Here is an 18,746-nt window from a genome sequence, read left to right on the forward strand (position 1 = left end):
CGCCCGCGCCGCCGCCCGAGCGGCACACGCCCCCCGCCGCGCCGCGCGACGCGCCCTTCCGCCGCGATCCGCTGCGCGTCGCCTATGTGGCGGGCACCTTCGACACCAAGGGGCGAGAACTGAATTACCTGATCGACTGCCTTGCCCGCACCGGCGTCGCGGTGCGGGGCGTGGACCTTTCCACCTCGGGCCGGCCGAGCTTCGCCGACGTGCCGCCCGGACAGGTCGCCGACGCGCACCCGGGCGGCCGCCGCGCCGTCTTTACCGGCGACCGGGGCAGCGCGGTCGGCGCCATGGCCGAGGCGTTCGTGCAGTGGCTGTCGCACCGCCGCGACCTCGGCGGGGTGATCGGCGCGGGCGGCTCGGGCGCCACGGCGCTGGCGACGCCGGCCATGCGCGCGCTTCCGGTGGGCGTGCCGAAGGTGATGGTCTCCACCGTCGCCTCGGGCGATGTCGCGCCTTACGTCGGCCCATCGGACATCACGATGATGCATTCGGTCACGGATGTCTCCGGCCTCAACCGCATCTCCGAGGCGGTGCTCGGCAACGCCGCCCACGCGCTCGCCGGGATGATCGGCGCCGCAAGGCCGCCGCGTTCGGGTCACAAGCCGGCGCTCGGGCTCTCGATGTTCGGCGTCACCACGCCCTGCGTGCAGGCGGTGACGACCGCGCTCGAGGACGCGCACGACTGCCTCGTCTTTCACGCCACCGGCACCGGCGGACAGGCGATGGAGAAGCTCGCGGCCTCCGGCATGCTCGCGGGTCTGCTCGACATCACGCTGACCGAGGTCTGCGACCACTTCATGGGCGGCGTGATGAGCGCGGGCGACGGCCGCCTCGACGTGCTGGCGGAGCGCGCCATTCCCTACGTCGGCTCGCTCGGCGCGCTCGACATGGTGAACTGGGGCGCGAGGGAAACCGTGCCCGCGCGCTTCGCCGACCGCACCCTCTACGTCCACAACCCTCAGGTGACGCTCATGCGCACCACGGCGGAGGAGAACGCCGAAATGGGCGCCTGGATCGGTCGGAAACTGTCACGTGCGAAGGGTCCGGTGCGGTTCCTGATCCCCGAGGGCGGCGTGTCGATGCTCGACGCGCCGGGCCAGCCCTTCCACGATCCGGCGGCCGACCGCGCGCTCTTCGACGCGCTGGAGGCGAATTTCGACCAGACGCAGGAGCGTCGCCTGATCCGCCGTCCCGAAAACGTCAACGATCCGGCCTTCGCAGAGGCGATCGTCGCGCAGTGGCGCGACATCGCCCCCAAGGCCCCACGCCCGGAGGACACGCCATGACCATCCCGGACCGCGACACGCTGCTCGCCCGCTTCCGCGCCAAGGTGGCACGGGGTGACCCGATCATCGGGGGCGGCGCCGGCACCGGCCTCTCGGCCAAATGCGAGGAGGCCGGCGGCATCGACCTGATCGTGATCTACAATTCCGGGCGCTACCGGATGGCGGGCCGCGGCTCGCTGGCGGGGCTTCTGGCCTACGGCAACGCGAACGAGATCGTCATGGAAATGGCGCAGGAAGTGCTGCCGGTGGTCCGGCAGACGCCGGTCCTCGCCGGCGTCAACGGCACCGATCCGTTCCTGCTGCGCGGCGATTTCCTGCGCCGGCTGAAGGAGGTCGGCTTCTCCGGCGTGCAGAACTTCCCGACCGTGGGCCTGATCGACGGCACCTTCCGCGCCAACCTGGAAGAGACCGGCATGGGATACGCCCTCGAGGTGGAGGTCATCGGCGAGGCGCACCGCGCGGGCCTGCTGACCACGCCCTACGTCTTCACCCCCGAGGACGCGACCGCGATGGCCGAGGCGGGCGCGGACGTGCTCGTGGCGCACATGGGGCTGACCACCGGGGGCAGCATCGGGGCCGAGACGGCGATGACGCTGGAGGATTGCGTGATCCGGATCGACGCCATCGCCGAGGCCGCGCGCCGGGTCCGCGACGACATCCTCGTGCTCTGCCACGGCGGCCCGATCGCGATGCCCGAGGACGCGGCCTTCGTGCTCGGCCGCTGCACCGGGTGCCACGGGTTCTTCGGCGCCTCGTCGATGGAACGGCTGCCGACCGAACTGGCGCTGACCGAGCAGACCCGCGCCTTCACGGGGCTGTCGCTGAAGGGAGCGCGCTGATGGTCAAGGTCTTCGTCTCCTCGGTGATCGACGCGCCGGCGGCCGAGGTCTGGGCCGTCGTGCGCGGCTTCAACGACATGCCCGACTGGCACCCGCTCATCGCGCGTTCGCGCATCGAGGGCGGCCACGCGCAGGACCGCGTGGGCGTGGTGCGCGACTTCTACCTGACCGACGGCGCGCATATCCGCGAGCAGCTGCTCTCGCTGTCGGATTTCGACTACGCGTTCAGCTATTGTATCCTCGAGGCGGGGCTGCCGCTTCACGACTATGTCGCGGCCCTGCGCCTCGTGCCCGTCACGGACGGCAACCGGACCTTCGCGGAATGGCAGGCCGAGTTCCGCACCGATCCGGGCCGCGAGGCGGAAATGGCCGAGACCGTCGGCCAGGGCGTGTTTCAGGCCGGTTTCGACGCGCTGAAGGCGCGCTTCGGGCAGAGCGGCTGAGAGGGAGGAGAGAATGAGCACCGTCATCACCCTTGTCCTCGTCGCGGCGGCCGTGCTCGCCGGGCTGGGCATCCGCTTCTACCGCCGCGCGACGCAGGACGTGTCGCTGGTGCGCACCGGCTTCGGCGGGGCGCGCGTCATCATGGGCGGCGGCGGGCTCGTCGTTCCCGTGCTGCACAGCCTGACCGAGGTCGGCATGAACACCATGCGCCTGGAGATCCGGCGCGAGCACGGCGACGCGCTGATCACGGGAGACCGGATGCGCGCCGACGTGGTGGCCGAATTCTACGTCCGCGTCCGGCCCGAGCGCGCGGCGGTGCATCGCGCCGCGCAATCGCTCGGCAGCCGCACGACCCGGCCGGAGGAACTGAAATCGCTGATCGAGGGCCGTTTCGTCGACGCGCTGCGCTCGGCCGCGGCGGAACGGTCGATGGAGGATCTGCACGCCGGCCGCCGCGCCTTCGCCTCCGCGGTGGGCGAGCTGGTCGCCGAGAGCCTCGCGGCGAACGGGCTCGAGCTCGAGAGCGTGTCGATCACGCAGCTGGACCAGACCGCGATCGAGCATTTCAATCCCTCCAACGCCTTCGACGCCGAGGGCCTGACCCGGCTCACCGAAGAGATCGAGACCCGCAAGCGCAAGCGCAACGAGATCGAGCAGGACACCGCCATATCGATCCAGCGCAAGACGCTGGAAACCGAGCAGCGCCGCCTCGAGCTCGACCGCGAGAGCGAATACGCCCGCCTCCAGCAGCGCCACGACATCGCCGCCCGCCGCGCGCAGCAGGATGCCGAGACGACGGCGACCGAGGCCGCGGAGCGGCTGCGCGGCGAGCAGGCCCGCCTCGAGTCGGAGCGCGCGGTGGAAGAGGCCCGCGTCGCGCTCGACCGCGCCATCGAGACCCTGCGCATCGACAAGAGCGCCGCCATGCGCGTGGCCGAGATCAAGGGCGAGACCGGGCGCGTGGTCGCCGAACTCGAACACACGCGCCGGATCGAGGAACTCGAGGAGGCGCGCTCGGCCATGGAGACGGCGCGCGAGCGCGCGGTGACCGCGCGCGAGACCGAGATCGCGGAGCGCGGCAAGCAGGTGGAACTCATCAACGCCGAGCGCGAGGCCGAGCGCGACGCCCGCTACCGTCGCATCACGACCGAGGCCGAACACGCGCTCGCCGAGACGGCGGCGGAGACGCGGCGCATCGCGGCCGAGGCCGAGGCCGCCGCGCGGTCGAGCGAGGCGCAGGGCCATCTCGCCGCGGCGAAGGCAGAGGCGGAGGGCGAGCGGCTGCGCAACGAGGCCCGCAACGCGCTCGACGAAGCCCATGTCGCGGCGGAGGTACGCCGGCACATGCTGACCTCGTTGCCCGCCATCATCCAGGCGAGCGCCGATCCGCTGAAATCCGTGGACAGCGTGCGCGTCGTCAAGGTCGACGGCCTGACCCGCGGCGTCGAGCCCGGCACGCCCGCCGCGCCCGGCGGCCTTGCGCGCGACGTGCTTCAGGCCACGCTCGACTACCGCGCGCAGGCCCCCCTCGTGGATCGTCTGATGCGCGAGGTGGGCCTCGGCGGCTTCGACGAGGAACTGGCGGAGGCGCGCGGCGGCGAAACGGGTCCACAGGCGCCGGCCGAAAAGGCCCCCGACTGAGACCGGCGCCGGCGCGCCCCGCGCGCGCCGACAGACCCGGGCTCACCAAACGTCACCGGCTCCGTCGGGTCACCCTTCCAGCGCGACGGGGCCCGAGCCGGCATGCCGCTCCGTGCGGGGTGGAAATCATCGCGCTTCGCCCCGAACCCGATCCGCTTGACGCGCGTTGAGGCGTCGTGCCGGTCGGTGCCGTTCCCTCGCGCGCAAGCCGGCGACAGATCGTGACGGCCGGCGTGGTGGTACCCGGGGTGCCCCGCGCCGGCCGCGGTCTGTGCGCCATGAACGGAAGCGACCGGATCGGGCTGTCGCGCGCATCGGGACCGCCCGGCCGGATGGCAGGGCACCTTGGTGCGGCGTGGGCCGCAGCACCCGGGAGGCGATGGATGAGCGAGCAGCGCAAGGGGTCGGAAGCGCCCGCCAATGGATCGGAGAGTCCCGAAACGGACCGACCGTGGCACAGCATCGCGCCCGACGACGCGCTCGCGGCCTTCGACACCGATGCGGAGCGCGGCCTCTCGCGCGAGACGGCGGCGACACGGCGCGAGGCCTTCGGTGCCAACCGCCTGCCCGAGCGGGGGCGCGAGACGCTCTTCGGCACGGTCCTGCGGCAGTTCCGGGATCCGCTGATCTACGTCCTGCTGATCGCCGGTGCCGTCTCGATCGCGATCGGCAACCTTTCGGACGCGGGGTTCATCTTCGCGGTGCTCGTCTTCAACGCGAGCCTCGGCACCTATCAGGAATATACCGCCGAGACCGCCGCGCAGGCGCTCGAGCAGGCGATGCGGATCACCGCGCGCGTCGTGCGCGAGGGCCGCACCCGCGAGGTCGACAGCGAGGAGCTCGTGCCCGGCGATCTCGTCCGGGTCGGCTCGGGGGACCGGGTGCCGGCCGACATGCGCCTGATCGAGACGCAGGACCTGCGCGCCGACGAGTCGCTTCTGACGGGGGAATCGGTGCCCGTGACCAAGCGCGCCGGCGACACCCCGGAGGCCGATGCGCCGATCGACGCGCGCACGACGCTCCTGCACGCGGGAAGTGCCGTGGCGAGCGGACGCGCGACCGGCGTCGTCGTGCGCACGGGACGGGCGACCGAACTCGGACAGATCTCCGCGTCGCTCGCGGAGGAGGAGGAGCAGATGCCGCCCCTCGTCCTGCGGATGAAGCGCTTCACCCGGATCATCGCGATCGCGATCCTCGCCGTGATCGTGGTGCTCGCGGGCATTCAGGCGCTGCGCGGCGCGGCGCCGGTGGATATCTTCTTTCTCGCCGTGGCGCTCGCGGTTTCCGCGATCCCGGCGGGGCTTCCCGTGGCGGTGACGGTCGCGCTCTCCATCGGCTCGCGGCGCATGGCCCGGCGCAACGCCATCGTGCGCAAGCTGCCGGCGGTCGAGGGGCTCGGCGCCTGCACGCTGATCGCGAGCGACAAGACCGGCACGCTGACGCGCAACCGGTTGACCGCGCGGCGCATCCTGTCTCCCGCGGGGACGACGCTGGAGGTGTCGGGCGCGGGCTACGAGACCGACGGCGAGATCACGCGCGAGGGCGAGGAGGTCGGCGACGAGGACTGGCTGCGCGATCTCGTCATCACGGGCGCGCTCTGCAACGAGGCGGAACTCGCGGAGACCGACGAGGGTGCGCCGGAGGTCTCCGGCGACGCGGTGGACGTCGCCTTTCTCGTGCTCGCGCGCAAGCTGGGGCTCTCCCGCGAGGCGCTCCTCGAGGCGCGGCCGCAGGTCGGGCAGATCCCCTTCGAATCCGAACGCCGCTTCGCGGTCACCTTTCACGAGACGGAGGACGGACGCATCCTCGCCCACGCCAAGGGCGCCGCGGAGGTGATCGCAGGCCTCGCGGATGTCGACACGGCCGAGGTGGAGGCGCTCGAGGACGCGCTCGCCGAGGCGGGCTACCGCGTGCTCGCCCTCGCCGTGGGCGAGGTGGACGGCGAAACCGCGCGGCAGGCCGACCCGGAGGCGCTCCCCCATCTCCGCTTCCTCGGCCTCGTCGGGCTGATCGACCCGGTGCGTGACGCGGTGCCCGAAGCGGTCGAGCGCTGCCGCGCCGCCGGCGTCGAGGTGCGCATGGTCACCGGCGATCACCCGCTGACCGCGCAGAGCATCGCGCGCGAACTCGGCCTGTCCGGCGACGACGCGGATGCCGTGACCGGCCGCGAGATCGCGGACCTCTCGGGGGACACGCCCCGCCGGCGTGCCCGCATCCTCGAAAGCCCGGTCTTCGCGCGGATCGAGCCGGCACAGAAGACCGAGATCGTGGACACGCTTCAGGAGGCGGGCCATTTCGTCACCGTCACGGGCGACGGGGTGAACGATGCCCCGGCGCTGCGCAGTGCGCACATCGGCGTATCCATGGGCGAAAGCGGCACGGACGTGGCCCGCAACGCCTCCGACCTGATCCTGACCGACGACAATTTCGCCTCCATCGTCGCGGGGATCGAGGAAGGCCGCGTCGCCTACGACAACATCCGCAAGGTCGTCTGGCTGCTCGTCAGCACGGGCGCGGCCGAGCTCATGCTCTTCATCCTGTCGGTGGCCTTCGACACGCCCCTGCCGCTGGCGCCGGTGCAGCTTCTGTGGCTGAACCTGGTCACCAACGGCATCCAGGACGTGGCCCTCGCCTTCGAGCGCGGCGAGCCCGGCGTCCTCGACCGCCCGCCGCGCGCGCCGGACGAGCCGATCTTCGACCGGCTGATGATCGAGGAGGTGCTCGTCTCGGGCCTCTACATGGGTGGCGTGGCCTTCGGGGCCTTCTACTACCTGACCGAGATGCAAGGCATCGGCGAGGCCGAGGCGCGCAACCTGCTGCTGCTTCTGATGGTCCTGTTCTCCAACGTGCATGTCTTCAACGTGCGCTCCGAGACGCGCTCGGCCTTCCGCATCCCGCTGTCGCACAACCCGCTCCTGATCGGGGCGGTGGTGGTCGCGCAGGGGGTGCACGTGGGCTCCATGTTCGTGCCCGGCTGGCGCGACGTGCTGCAGGTCGCGCCGGTCACGCCGCAGACATGGGGCCTTCTGCTCGCCATCACGCTGAGCAAGTTCCTCGTGGTGGAGGCCTACAAGCACCTGCGCGGCCGCCGCCTCGCCGCAGCGGCGCGGCGGAAGGCGCGGGACAGCGGCCCCACGGGCCGGCGCGGCATGCAGGACGCCCGGAGCTAGGGCCTGTCGTCCGAAAGCGGGCCGCGGTCCGGAGCGTGTCGGAGATGCTGTCGCCGTCCGGCATGTCGGACACAGGCGATGGCCATGGTCGCGGGATGGGGCGTGCCGGTCGGCCGGGGTCCGGCGGTTCGGGGGGCGCTTGCCCCGGCTTCGGTGTGGCGCCGCGTGCGCCGGGCATCGGCGACGGCCCGGCGACCGCACGGGCGGAGATCATGCCCCGTGCCGCCCGTTGCGCTCGGACGCGCGGGGGCTGGCTCAGACGAGGATCGCACGGGCGAGCGCGGCCGGGTCGGCCTGCGCGACGTCGGCCAGTGCGGTGATATCCCGGACCTCCACGCAGCCGCGCTCCACCCGCACGAGGCCGCGCTCGGCAAGGCGGGTCATGACACGGCAGACATGCACCGCCGAAAGGCCGAGCATTTCGCCCATCGCCCGTTGCGACAGCCGCAGGTGGCAGGACCGACCGTCGCGCACGGCGCGGCGGTCCGTGCGCAAGGCGAGTTCGAGAAGCAGAAAGGCGACGCGCTCCTCGCCCCGCCCCTGAAGGGCGCGCAGCATCCGCTCCGACCGGCGTGCCCGCCCCGCAGCGGCGAGCCGTTCGACGAGGTCGGCCACGCCCGCCGTGCCGTTTTCGGCGCGCGCGCTCTCGTCGCGCGTGAACACCGCGACAAGGCTCGTGTCCCTCGCGACGGCCTCGAACTCGGAGGACCACAGGTCGACGGCCACGGGATGCACGACGTCGACCGGGAAAAGAAGATCGAAGAGCACGCTGCGGCCGTCGAGGAGGGTCTTTCGCAGCCCGACCGAGCCGCTGAGAACCCAGACAGCGCCCGGCGCCGCTTCGCCTTCGGCGATCAGGCCGGCGCCGCGCTCGACGACGCGGGCGCGCCGGCGGCACCGGGTGAAAAACCCGCGGCAGGCCTGCCCCGGCTCGGCAGGCGGCGGCATCGCCCCGGCCGCCACATCGGCGCGCAGCTGCTGGTTCATGTGACCCTCGCCCCTCGCAAGACATATTCCAGACAGGAAATGCCTGACCGGGGGAAAAAGTTTCATTGCCCCGCGGGTTTCGCAGCGCACCCGCCGAGGGCTCAGCGCTGGAAGACGTAGGTGCCGGGGGCGTCCTCCTGCGGCTGGTAGTCCTGCGCGCCCATCTCCGGCGGCGCGCTTTCGCCGGAGGAATGACTGCGCAGCCACTCGGTCAGCGCCGGCCACCACGACCCCTCACGGCTCTCCGCCTGCGTGCGCCAGGTCGCGGGCGAGAGGTAGCGCTCACCCTCCTTCGTGCAGCGGATCTGGTATTTCCGTCCTTCGTGGCCCGGTTCGCTGACGATGCCGGCGTTGTGCCCGCCGCTCGTCAGCACGAAGGTCACGTCCGCGTCCGAAAGCAGGTGCAGCTTGTAGACCGATTGCCACGGCGCGATGTGGTCGCGGGTGGTCGAGACGCAGAACATCGGCGCGTGGATGTTGCTGACCGCGACCGGCCCGCCGCGGAGCTCGAACTTGCCGTTGGACAACTGGTTCTCGAGGAAGAGCCGGCGCAGGTACTCGCTGTGCATCCGGTAGGGCATGCGCGTCGAGTCGGCGTTCCACGCCATCAGGTCGAACATCTCCTCCCGCTCGCCGAGAAGATACTCCTGAATGTAGCGCGACCAGATCAGGTCGTTCGAGCGCAGGAGCTGGAACGCCCCGGCCATCTCGTGGCGGTCGAGATAGCCGCGCTCGCGCATCCGGTGCTCCAGGAAGGAGACCTCGCTCTCGCTGATGAAGAGGCCGAGCTCGCCCGGCTCGCTGAAATCGGTCTGCGTGGCGAAGAGCGTGAGGCTCGCAAGGCGGTCGTCGCCGTCGCGCGCCATCTGCGCGGCCTTGGCCGTCAGGAGCGTGCCGCCGAGGCAGTAGCCCACGCCGTGCACCTTGCGCTCCGGCACGATGGCCCGAACGGCGTCCAGCGCTTCCTCGACCGCGGCGGCATAATCCTCCATCCCGAGATCGGCGTCCTCGGCGGTGGGGTTGCGCCAGGACATGGCGAAGACCGTGAAGCCCTGCTCGACCAGATGCCCGATCAGCGAGTTGTGCGGCGACAGGTCGAGGATGTAGTATTTCATGATCCAGGCCGGCACGACCAGGAGCGGTTCGGCGGCGACCGTCTCGGTTTTCGGCGTGTACTGGATGAGCTCCATGAGGTGCGTGCGGTGCACCACGCGGCCCTCGGTCGTGGCCACGTCGCGGCCGGGCACGAAGTCCTCCGCGCCGACGGGCGGGCGGCCGTCGCGCAGGCGCTCAAGGTCCTCGGCGAAGTGCTGCGCGCCGCGCATCAGGTTGCGCCCGCCCTCTTCGCGGGTGCGCGCCGAGACCCTGGGATTCGTCCAGAGGAAATTGGTCGGAGAGACCGTGTCGAGCATCTGCCGCGTGAGGAATGAAACGACCTGTTCGTCGTGCCGGTCGAGGCCGTCCACGTCGTTCGTCGCCCGGTACCACCAGTCCTGCGTGAGCAGGAAGCCCTGCTGCATCACGTTGTAGGGCCAGGTGTTCCAGGACGGATCGTCGAAGCGATGGTCGTGTTCCATCGGCTCGATGCAGGGATCGGCCGCCTCGCCCCGCGCCGCATGCGCGGCGAAGCCGAAGAACCGCGACCAGGCGCGCGCCGCGCGCTCGGCAAGCTCGACCTGCTTGCCGGGCGAGCCTGCGGCGTGGATCCACCACGTCAGGACCTTCGACGAGACGCCATAGGGCGTCACGCCGTTGGTCATCTGCGCCAGCGCGGCCTTCCCGACCCGGTCGAGGGCAAGGCCCGGATGCGGTTCCTCCGCCGCTTCGGCGGTCTCGCCCTCGCAGAACTCGGGCGGCTCGGCCGTGAGACCGTAGCGCTCCTCGCGTTCGGCCTCGGAGCCTGCGGGCGTGCGGTCGGTCCCGGCCGACCCGGTGGACCCGGCCGCCGCCGCGTGCTCCGCCTGTTTCTGCGCCGGCGCGGCCCGCGTCCGGGCCTTGCTGGTCTGCGTCTTGGCGCGTTTCGCCCCGCCGTGCCCGGCCTCGGCCGCCTTCCGGCGGCGGGTGGGGGTGTCGCCCTCAGCCATGGTGCCTCCTTCTCGGTCGGGCGGCCTCAGCCCATGCGGAAGCCGCCGCTCACGTTCAGCGTCGTTCCGGTGACGAAGTCCGCCTCCTCCGCCGCGAGGAAGAGGACCGCGCGGCCGATCTCGTCGGGTTCGGCGAGACGGTGCTTGGGGACCTGGTCCACGATACGGTCCATGATCTTGTCCGGCACGCTTTCGACCATCGGGGTATCGGCGTAGCCCGGCGCGATGGCGTTGACCGTGATGCCCTTGCGCGCCGTCTCGCGGGCGAGCGCGCGGGTGAAGCCCTCGATCCCGGCCTTGGCGGCGCAGTAGTTCGTCTGCCCCGCCTGCCCGCGTGCGGCGTTGACCGACGAGATGTTGACGATGCGTCCGTAGCCGCGTTCGCGCATGCCGCCGATCACCTGCTGGCACATGTTGAACATCGAGCCGAGATCGACGGACATTACCTGATCCCAGGCCTCGCGCGTCATCTTGTGGAACATCATGTCCCGGTTCACGCCCGCGTTGTTCACGAGCACATCGACGGGGCCGAGCGCCGTCTCGATCCCCTCCACGCCCGCCGTGCAGGCGTCGTAGTCCGCAACGTCCCACTCGTGCGTCGGGATCCCGGTTTCCTCGGTGAAGCGTTCGGCGGCCGCGCCGTCGCGGTAATGCGTTGCGGCCACCGTGTAGCCGGCATCCTGCAATGCGCGCGCAGCGGCCGCGCCGAGCCCCTGCACGCCCCCGGTGACGAGGGCGATTCGTCCGCTCTCCGACATGACACACTCCTTCGTTTCGCTGCCCGCACCATGCCGCGCTGCGGCGTCGGCGACATTGACTGGCGTTAAGCCGGCCCTCGGACAGGGCGGCGCTCACGTCACCGCGACCACCGTGCAGGGCGCCTGGTGGAGCAGCTTCTGCGACACGCTGCCGAGCACCGCGCCGCGAAACCTGCCGAGCCCGCGGCGGCCCACGACGATCATGCGTGCGCCCTCGTCTGCGGCGGCGTCCACGATCGCATCGGCATGGTCGCCCTGAACGACGCGGGTGCGGATGTCCTGCGCCGCCGCCCCCTCGGCCCGTGTCGCGGCACGCGCCACGATCGCGTCGCCCACCGCCGCGATCAGCCGCGCGGCGCGGTCGTCGGGGCCCGGCCCGCCGAGCACCCGGCCGAAACTGCCGGGGATGTCGGTGCGCGGGATCTCGGCGCGCGGCGCGGCCTCCTCAACGAGATGCTCGATCTCCGCCATCCGCTCGAGCTCCGCCGCCGGCCGGCCGTGCATCAGGACGTGCAGGATCGTGAGCCCCTCGCCGAGCCCGGCCGAGAGCTCGGCCGCCAGGTCGACAGCACGGGTGCCGTGCTCCGAGCCGTCCGTCGCCACGAGGATGCGGGTCTCTGCCATGGGCGCCTCCTGTCCGCGGGGTCGCGGACCCTGTCGCGCGCAGGGCGGCCGCGGACCATGACCCGCGTCAATCCGGGGCGCGGTTTCCCGCCGCCGCTCAGGGCAGGATCTGCAGCCAGACCCAGACCGTGAGCACCGAGAGCGCCGTGGCGATCAGCACCGAGGAGGCGGCGACCCGCCGCGCGCGACCGTAGAGCGTGGCGAAGATGTAGGCGTTGACCCCGGGCGCCATCGCCGCCGTCAGCACCGCCGAACGCAGCGCCGCCGTGTCCAGCGCGAGCGCCCGCCCGAGCGTCCATGTGACCGACGGGTGCAGCACGAGCGCGACCGCGACCACGTAGCCGATAAGCCGCATGTCGCCCTCGGGCCGGTAACGGCAGAGCACGCCGCCGAGCCCGAAGAGCGCCGCGGGCAGCGCGGCGCGCGCCATCAGGTCCAGCGCGTCGCCGAGCGGCACCGGCACCGTGAGCCCGGCGAGGTTCACGCCGAGCCCCAGCACGATCGCGATGACCAGCGGATTGCGCCCGAGCGCGGCGCCGATCTGCCGGGCGAGCGCGCCGGGGCGCAGGCCCGCCCGCGCCACTTCCATCGCCGTGATGCCGAGACCGTAACAGACCGGTGCGTGCAGCGCGATGATCGCGTAGTTGCCCCCGAGCGCGTCCGTGCCGTAGGCGCGCTCGGTGATCGGCAGGCCGAGGAGCAGCGTGTTGGAGAAGAGCCCCGTGAAGCCCACCGCCACCGCGTCCTCCCAGCCCCGGCGGAAGAGATACCGCGCGCCCAGAAGCCCCGCGGCGAAGCCCGAGAGCGCGCCGGCGTAGAAGGACAGGAGAAGCGGCGCCTCCGCCTCCTGCCCCAGATCGAGGGTCGAGATCGCGCGGAAGAGCAGGCAGGGGATCGCGAAGCTCTGCGTGAAGCGCATGAGCCCGTCCACCGCCGCGTCGGAAAACAACCCGCGCCAGACCGCGACGTAGCCGAAGCCCGCCACCAGGAAGACGGGCAGGATGACCTCGATCAGCGCCTGCACGGGCGCGATCCCGGCGTCACAGCGGGTAGCGGATCACCATCCCGTCATGGGCGGGGGTGACGTGATCGGGCGTGTCGCGCGCCACCGCGGCATAATCCATGTCGATGTGCATGTTGGTGAGCACCGCGCGCGCAGGCGCGACGCGCGCAATCCATTCCAGCGCCTTGTCGAGATGCGCATGCGTCGGGTGCGGCGTGCGCCGCAGCGCGTCGAGCACCCAGCAGTCGAGCCCTTCGAGCGCCGGCCAGGCGTCGTCGTAGATCTCGGCCACGTCGGGCAGATAGGCGAGCGGGCCGACGCGGAAGCCGAGCGCGTCGATCGCGCCGTGGCTCACCTTGAAGGGCGTCAGCGCCACCGCGCCCCCCTGCCCCTCGATTCGCACCTCCTCGTGGATGGTGTGCATGTCGAGGATCGGCGGATAGGGGCTGTCCTCGGGCTGCATGAAGGCGTAGCCGAAGCGCGAGTAGAGGTCGTTCTGCGTGTCGCCGTCGGCCCAGACCGGCAGCCGCCGGCGCATGTTGAAGACGATCATGCGCAGATCGTCGAGGCCGTGCACGTGATCGGCGTGGCTGTGCGTGTAGACCACCCCGTCGAGCGCGCCAACGCCCGCGTCGAGAAGCTGCTGGCGCAGGTCGGGCGAGGTGTCGATCAGCACGCGCGTCGTGCCTTCCGCCGTCTCGCGCTCGATCAGCATGGAGCAGCGGCGGCGAGAGTTGCGCGGCTCGGTCGGGTCGCAATCGCCCCAGTGCCCGCCGAGGCGCGGCACGCCGCCCGAGGAGCCGCAGCCGAGGATCGTGAACCTGAGTTCCCCGCTCACGACGCCGCCCTTTCGAAGAGCCGCTCGAAGTTGGCCTCCGTCGCCGCGGCGAACTCGGCGTAGGAAAGGCCGAAGACCTCGGCCCCCGCGGCGGCAGTGTGAACGACGTAAGACGGCTCGTTGCGCTTGCCGCGATAGGGCGGCGGCGCGAGATAGGGGCTGTCGGTCTCCACGAGGACGCGGTCGAGCGGCGCGGCGGCGAAGATCTCGCGCAGCTCGGTCGATTTCGGGAAGGCCGCGATGCCCGACATCGACAGGTAGAAGCCCAGGTCCAGCGCCGCCCGCGCCAGCCCCGCGCCGGAGGAAAAGCAGTGCATCACGCAAGCGTAGGGCTTGCGCGCGTGCCCCTCGGCGAGGAGGCGGGCCATGTCCTCGTCCGCGTCGCGGGCGTGGATGATGAGCGGCAGGCCCGTCTCCTGCGCGGCCTCGATGTGGCGGCGCAGGCTCTCCTGCTGACGCTCCGCGCTCTCGGCGGTGTAATGGTAGTCGAGCCCGCTTTCCCCGATGCCGACGCAGAGCGGGTCGTCGGCCAGCGCCACGAGCTCCTCGACCGTCGCCATCGGCTCCTCCGCCGCGCTCATCGGGTGCGTGCCGGCGGCGTAGAAGACGCCCTCGTGCGCCGCGGCGAGGGCGCGCACGGCGTCGCGATTGCGCAGCTTCGTGCAGATTGTGACCATCCGGTGCACGCCCGCGGCCCTGGCGCGCGCGACGACCTCGCCCGCCTCTTCGACGAGGCCGGGGAAATCGAGATGGCAATGGCTGTCCGTGATGCGCGGCGGCATGTCCTGTCCGGCGGTCATGGTGCGGGAACGCGGCCTCAGCCGGCGTGTCTGGCGATGCTGTGGAGGGTATCTAGGATGAGCGAGGCAGGGTCAAGATTGACCGCCCGGCCGTGGCGCAGCCGCGCGCCCACGCGCGGCGCGAGCTCGGCCCAGCCGCGCGCGGCGGCCGGGTCGGGCGACAGGCGCCGCAGCGTCTCCGCCTCGCCCGGCGCGGCCTCGGGCTCGGGCGGACGGCCGCGCGCCCCGGTGAGCGCGAGACGGGCGAGGGCATGGTCGATCAGCTCGAACAGAAGATCGCGCCGCGCCTCCGCCCCCTGCCCCGCCGCACGCTCCGAGAGCGCGAGCGCCGCGGGCCGATCGAGCCGCGGCAGCGAGGCGAGCACGCCCATGAGCTCGGCGTAGAGCGCCGCGCCGCCCTCCTGCGCGAGGGTGACCGCCGCGCCCGCCGAGCCGCCCGAGAGCGCGGCGAGCGTGCCCGCGCCGCCCTCGGGCTCCACGCCCGCCTGCGCGAGCGCGGCGTCGAGGTCGTCCGCCCCCAGCGGCGAAAGCGCGAGCGTCCGGCACCGCGAGCGGATCGTGGGCAGAAGCCGCGCCGGCTGATGGCTGACGAGGAGCAGCGTCGCGCGCTCCGGCGGCTCCTCGAGAAGCTTCAGCACCGCGTTGGCCGCGCTCACGTTCATCTCGTCGGCGGCGTCGATGATCACCACGCGCGCGCCGCCCTCGGCGCTCGAGAGGGAAAAGAAACTCTTGAGCCTGCGCACCTCCTCGACCCGGATCGCATCCGAAAGCCCGGTGCCGGCCGCGTTCGCCCCGCGCCGCAGCAGGAAAAGCCCCGGCTCCGACAGCGCGGCGACGCGGCGTGCGACCGGGTCCTCCGGGTCGATGTCGAGGCTCGACGGCACCTCCGGCGCGCCGAAGAGCCCGCCGCCCTCGCCCTCCCCCCGCGCCAGCAGGAACCGCGCGATCCGCCAGGCGAGCGTCGCCTTTCCGACGCCGCGCGGCCCCGTCAGAAGCCAGCCGTGGTGCAGCCGGCCCGCGGCATGGGCCTCGAGGAAGGCGCGCTCCGCCGCCGCCTGCCCGTAGAGGCGCGGCGTATGCCGCGGGTGCGGCGCGCCCGGCAGCCTGTCCGGCTCGGGCAACTCCGCGCGCTCGGCGCTCACGGCGCCGCCGCCTCCCAGGTCTCGACCGCGCGCGCGACGGCGGCGGCGACCTCCGTCTCGGTGCCCCGCCCGTCGATCACGCGAAACCGTTCCGGCGCCGCCTCGGCGAGCGCGAGGAAGCCCGCGCGCAGCCGCGCCTGCATCTCCGCGCCGAAATCCTCGAACCGCGCCTCGGCGTCCGCGCGCGCCTTCGCCCGGCGCCAGCCGATCTCGGGGTCGATGTCGATGAGGATCGTCAGATCCGGCTCGCGTCCGATCATCAGCCTGTGCAGCGCGTCCACCGTCGCGCGCAGATCCCCCCGCGTCGCCCCCTGATAGACGCGGGTGCTGTCGGCGAAGCGGTCGCAGATCACCGTCCTGCCTGCCACGAGCGCAGGCGCGATGCGCCGCTCCAGGTGGTCGCGCCGCGCCGCGGTGAAAAGCAGGATCTCGGTCTCCGCCGACCAGCGCTCCGGCGCGCCGGTCAGCAGAAGCTCCCGGATCTCCTCCGCGCCGGGCGATCCGCCGGGCTCCCGCGTGAGCACCACGTCCCGGCCCGCGGCGTCGAGCCGCTCGGCCAGCAGCCGCGCCTGCGTGGTCTTGCCCGACCCGTCGATGCCCTCGAAGCTGATGAACCGGCCCGTGCCGCTCAAAGCGCGTCCCCGGCGCTTTCGCCCAGACGCTCCAGAAGCAGCGTTCCGACCGTGCGCACGCGCTGGCCGAAGCCGCCCTCGGGCACGTCGCGATCCGCCACCAGCGGCACGCGCGCCTCCGGCAGCCCCTCGGGCCGCAGGATCAGCTCGCCAAGCACATCGCCCTCGGAAACCGGCGCGCTGACGGGCGCATCGTAGACCACCTCGCCGGGCACCTGTTCCTGCGCGAGGACCGGCAGGAGCATCCTGCGGCTCTCGGCGGCGACGAGGCCCACTGTCGCATCCGCGCCCATCCAGACCGGCGCCTCGGTGATCTCGCGGCCTTCGGCGACGACCTCCTTTTCGACGAACTGGCGGAAGGCCCAGTTCAGGATGCGCTGCCCCTCGGCGGCGCGCGCCTCGCGGGTCGGCAGGCCGTTGATCACGAAGATGACCCGGCGCCCCCCCTGCACCGCCGACCCGACGAGGCCGTAGCCCGCCTCCTCCGTGTGGCCGGTCTTCAGGCCGTCCGCCCCGATGTCGAGACCGAGAAGCGGGTTGCGGTTGAAGTGGTTGGAGGGCACGCGGCCGTCGTATTCGAACTTCTCTTCCTCGAAATACGCGTAGCCCTCGGGAAAGTCGCGGATGATCCGTGCCGCCAGCGTGCCGAGGTCGCGCATGCTCATCACGTGATCGGGATGCGGCCAGCCGCTGGCGTTCTCGAAATGCGAGTCGCTCATGCCGAGCATCGCGGCGCGGTCGTTCATGAGTTGCGCGAAGGCCTCCTCGCTCCCGGCGAGGCCCTCGGCCACGACCACCGTCGCGTCGTTGCCCGATTGCACGACGATGCCGCGGATGAGCTCCTCGATCGTGGGGCGGTCGCTCGTCTGCAGGAACATCGACGAGCCCCCCATCTCGGTGGCGCGATCGGACACCGTGAAGCGCGTCTCGAGCGTGAGCGAGTCGACGTCGCGCAGCGCCTCGAAGAGCATGTAGAGCGTCATCAGCTTCGACATCGAGGCCGGCGGCAGCGGCGCGTCCGCGTTCTTTTCCAGCAGCACGGTGCCGGTGTTGTAATCGAGGACGTAGGCCGACCCGGCCTGCGTGTCGAAGGCCTGCGCGGCGGCGGCCGTGAGCATGGCCGCCACGACGACCACCGCCGCGGCGGTGGTGCGCAACCGCATGATGAAGGCGTCAGCAGTCATCCCCGAAAGCCCCTCTCTCGATGGTGCGGATACCCGCCGCGCGCGGCGGGGGGCCACGTCGGCGCGGGTGCGGCAGACATCCCGCGCGACGGCAGGCCTGCGCGTTGTTGCGGGCCGGCGTCAGTCGCGCACCGCGTAGGCATCGGCAAATCCCTGTTCCTGCGCCGAGTCAAGAAGCGCCTCGAGGTCGTCGCGGTTCGGCGCCGGTCCGACGAGCACGCGCCAGAAGCTCTTGCCCTGCGTCTCCTGCTCCTTGACGGTGGGCACCATCCCGGCCTGGCGCATCGCGGTCGCCGTGTTGCGCGCGTTTTCCTCCACGCTGAAGATGCCGATCTGGACATAGGCCCGCTCCGGCCCCGACGACGCCGGTCCCGCGGACGCGTCGGCGTCGGCCGCGCGTTCGCCGCTCTCCCCGGCCTCCTCGCCGCTCGCCTCGCCGCTCGCCTCGGCCGTCGTGTCGGCCTCCTCCGCCGACAGCGCATCCTCCGCCGCGGCGACCGGGTCGAGCGGCGCCTCGCTGACTTCGGCGGCCGCGGTCAGCCCGGCCTCCGTCTCGGCCTCGCCGTCCTCCGGCGCTTCGTCTTCGGGCGTCTCGCTGACCTCCTGGCGCCGAAGCGCGGTAACCTCGAGTTCCCGCGGCTGCCCGGCGAGCAGGCCGAGCGCCTCGGCCGCGTCCGACGAGACCTGCAAGGGCGGCCCCGGCACCTCGCGTTCGCGGCGGAACAGCGCGCCGATCACGAAATTGTCGGAATCGGTATCGCGGATGATCACCCGTTCCGGATCGTCCACCTCCGGATGCGCGACCCAGACGCCCCCGAGCGAGGGCCGCCCGTCCCAGAGACCCGAGGCCGTGACCTGAAACACCTCCGGCGCCTCGAGATCCCGCTCGACAAGGCGCACCGACCGGTCCTCCCCCTGCCCCGCCTCGGCCGCGTCCCCGTCACTGCCCGCGAGAAATCCCGGCATCCGGGCCTCGTCGCAGCCGCCGAGCGCCAGCCCGGCCGCCGCCACGAGCGCGGCCCGCATGATGCGGCCTGTTCCGCCTTGCTCCATGAATGTCGTCCCTTGCCTGCCCGTCGGCCGGGGTGCGCCCGGTCCCGGATTGCCCGCGCGATGCCCCGCGCCCCGGGTCAGGAGATTATCTGCTCCACGGCTCCGAGGAAAGCCCGCATGGCCACCCTTCCCGAATCGCCGCGCAGCCCCTATCCGACCCCCGCGGAGGAGTGGCAGAGCGGTCGAATGCACCGGTCTTGAAAACCGGCGTGCGTGAAAGCGTACCGTGGGTTCGAATCCCACCTCCTCCGCCAC

Annotated in this window: 16 protein-coding genes and 1 tRNA gene; 6 read left to right on the plus strand and 11 right to left on the minus strand. The window is 72.1% G+C overall.

Features of this window, described 5'->3' with window-relative positions:
• The 5 genes from ACESL7_RS03475 to ACESL7_RS03495 form a co-directional block, all read left to right on the plus strand.
• On the plus strand, nucleotides 1-1,292 hold a 1,292-nt coding region (locus ACESL7_RS03475), incomplete at its 5' end, for a Tm-1-like ATP-binding domain-containing protein (RefSeq protein ID WP_372891489.1).
• Entirely contained in the window at nucleotides 1,289-2,131 is an 843-nt protein-coding gene (locus ACESL7_RS03480) for a phosphoenolpyruvate hydrolase family protein (RefSeq protein WP_372891491.1), read from the plus strand. The genes ACESL7_RS03475 and ACESL7_RS03480, both read left to right, overlap by 4 nt.
• Complete coding sequence (locus tag ACESL7_RS03485) at nucleotides 2,131-2,574, plus strand: SRPBCC family protein (RefSeq protein ID WP_372891493.1); 444 nt, start codon at nucleotides 2,131-2,133, stop codon at nucleotides 2,572-2,574. The genes ACESL7_RS03480 and ACESL7_RS03485 overlap by 1 nt, the downstream gene beginning before the upstream one ends.
• Nucleotides 2,575-2,587: 13 nt before the next feature.
• Nucleotides 2,588-4,216, plus strand: coding sequence for a flotillin family protein (locus ACESL7_RS03490; RefSeq protein ID WP_372891495.1), 1,629 nt, complete (start codon nucleotides 2,588-2,590; stop codon nucleotides 4,214-4,216).
• 383 nt (nucleotides 4,217-4,599) lie between these two features.
• Nucleotides 4,600-7,386: a cation-translocating P-type ATPase gene (locus tag ACESL7_RS03495; protein WP_372891497.1), complete on the plus strand. Its 2,787-nt coding sequence runs from the start codon at nucleotides 4,600-4,602 to the stop codon at nucleotides 7,384-7,386.
• A 255-nt stretch (nucleotides 7,387-7,641) separates the two neighbouring features.
• Here ACESL7_RS03495 and ACESL7_RS03500 read toward each other — a convergent pair whose 3' ends face one another.
• The 11 genes from ACESL7_RS03500 to ACESL7_RS03550 all read right to left on the minus strand — a co-directional run bounded on the left by ACESL7_RS03500 (nucleotide 7,642) and on the right by ACESL7_RS03550 (nucleotide 18,491).
• The gene (locus tag ACESL7_RS03500) at nucleotides 7,642-8,373 is read right to left on the minus strand and encodes a Crp/Fnr family transcriptional regulator (RefSeq protein WP_372891499.1); all 732 of its coding nucleotides are present in this window, start codon (nucleotides 8,371-8,373) and stop codon (nucleotides 7,642-7,644) included.
• A gap of 101 nt (nucleotides 8,374-8,474) precedes the next feature.
• Nucleotides 8,475-10,457: an alpha/beta fold hydrolase gene (locus ACESL7_RS03505; protein WP_372891501.1), complete on the minus strand. Its 1,983-nt coding sequence runs from the start codon at nucleotides 10,455-10,457 to the stop codon at nucleotides 8,475-8,477.
• Between the two features lie 26 nt (nucleotides 10,458-10,483).
• Nucleotides 10,484-11,215, minus strand: a complete 732-nt coding sequence (gene phbB, locus ACESL7_RS03510) for an acetoacetyl-CoA reductase (protein ID WP_372891503.1) — start codon at nucleotides 11,213-11,215, stop codon at nucleotides 10,484-10,486.
• Nucleotides 11,216-11,308: 93 nt separating this feature from the next.
• A complete protein-coding gene (locus tag ACESL7_RS03515; RefSeq protein WP_372891505.1) occupies nucleotides 11,309-11,839 on the minus strand; it encodes a universal stress protein in 531 nt (176 codons plus the stop codon).
• Nucleotides 11,840-11,936: 97 nt separating this feature from the next.
• Entirely contained in the window at nucleotides 11,937-12,863 is a 927-nt protein-coding gene (locus tag ACESL7_RS03520; protein WP_372891507.1) for an AEC family transporter, read from the minus strand.
• Between the two features lie 16 nt (nucleotides 12,864-12,879).
• Nucleotides 12,880-13,680 carry an MBL fold metallo-hydrolase gene (locus tag ACESL7_RS03525; RefSeq protein ID WP_372891509.1) on the minus strand — a complete coding sequence of 267 codons (801 nt, stop codon included), beginning with the start codon at nucleotides 13,678-13,680 and terminating at the stop codon, nucleotides 12,880-12,882.
• On the minus strand, nucleotides 13,677-14,462 hold the full coding sequence (locus ACESL7_RS03530; RefSeq protein WP_372891511.1) for a TatD family hydrolase: 786 nt from the start codon (nucleotides 14,460-14,462) through the stop codon (nucleotides 13,677-13,679). Before ACESL7_RS03530 ends, ACESL7_RS03525 begins: the two co-directional genes overlap by 4 nt.
• A gap of 35 nt (nucleotides 14,463-14,497) precedes the next feature.
• Nucleotides 14,498-15,622, minus strand: coding sequence for a DNA polymerase III subunit delta' (locus ACESL7_RS03535; RefSeq protein ID WP_372891513.1), 1,125 nt, complete (start codon nucleotides 15,620-15,622; stop codon nucleotides 14,498-14,500).
• Nucleotides 15,619-16,254 carry a dTMP kinase gene (gene tmk, locus ACESL7_RS03540; protein ID WP_372891515.1) on the minus strand — a complete coding sequence of 212 codons (636 nt, stop codon included), beginning with the start codon at nucleotides 16,252-16,254 and terminating at the stop codon, nucleotides 15,619-15,621. The genes ACESL7_RS03535 and tmk overlap by 4 nt, the downstream gene beginning before the upstream one ends.
• On the minus strand, nucleotides 16,251-17,438 hold the full coding sequence (locus tag ACESL7_RS03545) for a D-alanyl-D-alanine carboxypeptidase family protein (RefSeq protein WP_372891517.1): 1,188 nt from the start codon (nucleotides 17,436-17,438) through the stop codon (nucleotides 16,251-16,253). Before ACESL7_RS03545 ends, tmk begins: the two co-directional genes overlap by 4 nt.
• 120 nt (nucleotides 17,439-17,558) lie before the next feature.
• Complete coding sequence (locus ACESL7_RS03550) at nucleotides 17,559-18,491, minus strand: SPOR domain-containing protein (RefSeq protein WP_372891519.1); 933 nt, start codon at nucleotides 18,489-18,491, stop codon at nucleotides 17,559-17,561.
• 164 nt (nucleotides 18,492-18,655) lie between these two features.
• Between ACESL7_RS03550 and ACESL7_RS03555 the strand changes: the two genes are divergently transcribed.
• Nucleotides 18,656-18,745 (plus strand) — tRNA-Ser (locus tag ACESL7_RS03555).
• Nucleotide 18,746 lies beyond the last annotated feature (1 nt).

This window comes from Rhodosalinus sp. (assembly GCF_041685465.1).
GTDB lineage: Bacteria > Pseudomonadota > Alphaproteobacteria > Rhodobacterales > Rhodobacteraceae > Rhodosalinus.

Excerpts from the sequence above, each read along its gene's own strand:
- ACESL7_RS03480 (WP_372891491.1), top strand. The coding sequence starts at position 1,289 with ATGACCATCCCGGACCGCGACACGCTGCTCGCCCGCTTCCGCGCCAAG.
- ACESL7_RS03485 (WP_372891493.1), top strand. The coding sequence starts at position 2,131 with ATGGTCAAGGTCTTCGTCTCCTCGGTGATCGACGCGCCGGCGGCCGAG.
- ACESL7_RS03490 (WP_372891495.1), top strand. The coding sequence starts at position 2,588 with ATGAGCACCGTCATCACCCTTGTCCTCGTCGCGGCGGCCGTGCTCGCC.
- ACESL7_RS03495 (WP_372891497.1), top strand. The coding sequence starts at position 4,600 with ATGAGCGAGCAGCGCAAGGGGTCGGAAGCGCCCGCCAATGGATCGGAG.
- ACESL7_RS03500 (WP_372891499.1), bottom strand. The coding sequence starts at position 8,373 with ATGAACCAGCAGCTGCGCGCCGATGTGGCGGCCGGGGCGATGCCGCCG.
- ACESL7_RS03505 (WP_372891501.1), bottom strand. The coding sequence starts at position 10,457 with ATGGCTGAGGGCGACACCCCCACCCGCCGCCGGAAGGCGGCCGAGGCC.
- phbB (WP_372891503.1), bottom strand. The coding sequence starts at position 11,215 with ATGTCGGAGAGCGGACGAATCGCCCTCGTCACCGGGGGCGTGCAGGGG.
- ACESL7_RS03515 (WP_372891505.1), bottom strand. The coding sequence starts at position 11,839 with ATGGCAGAGACCCGCATCCTCGTGGCGACGGACGGCTCGGAGCACGGC.
- ACESL7_RS03530 (WP_372891511.1), bottom strand. The coding sequence starts at position 14,462 with ATGCCGCCGCGCATCACGGACAGCCATTGCCATCTCGATTTCCCCGGC.
- ACESL7_RS03545 (WP_372891517.1), bottom strand. The coding sequence starts at position 17,438 with ATGACTGCTGACGCCTTCATCATGCGGTTGCGCACCACCGCCGCGGCG.
- ACESL7_RS03550 (WP_372891519.1), bottom strand. The coding sequence starts at position 18,491 with ATGGAGCAAGGCGGAACAGGCCGCATCATGCGGGCCGCGCTCGTGGCG.